This is a genomic window from Photobacterium aphoticum, from assembly GCF_001029435.1.
In the GTDB taxonomy this organism is placed as follows: domain Bacteria; phylum Pseudomonadota; class Gammaproteobacteria; order Enterobacterales; family Vibrionaceae; genus Photobacterium; species Photobacterium aphoticum.
In genome coordinates, this window is sequence record NZ_LDOV01000062.1 from 1 (window position 1) to 546 (window position 546).

At 56.2% G+C, this 546-nt stretch carries 1 pseudogene; it reads left to right on the forward strand.

Annotation, left to right across the window (positions count from 1 at the left end):
- Nucleotides 1-546, forward strand: a pseudogene (locus ABT58_RS24230) (hypothetical protein); the annotation flags it as partial.

The window sequence follows — 546 nt, forward strand, 5'->3', positions numbered from 1 at the left end:
TGGCATCCAAGTCGAAATCACCGTTGATGGCGGCAAGGTAGAAGTGACCGCACAGGTCGTGGATGCTGCTGGCAACCCGTCACCGGAAGTGAGTGACAATGCTCTGGTTGACTCAGAAGCCGCTCCGGCGCCATCGGTAGAACTGCTGGGCGACACCAACGGTGACGGCGTCTACAACAGTGATGAACTGGGTGCTGACGGCACCGTGACAGCTGAAGTGACACTGGCAGCGGGCACCGAAGTGGGCGATCGCGTGATCATTAAAGACACCGATGGCACCGTACTGGTTGACCGCGTTATTACCCAAGATGATCTAAACAATGGCATCCAAGTCGAAATCACCGTTGATGGCGGCAAGGTAGAAGTGACCGCACAGGTCGTGGATGCTGCTGGTAACCCGTCACCGGAGGTGAGCGATAATGCTCTGGTTGATAACGGTGCAGCACCAGCACCATCAGTAGAGCTACTGGGCGACACCAACGGTGATGGCGTGTACAACAGTGATGAACTGGGTGCAGACGGTACAGTTACGGCCGAAGTGACACT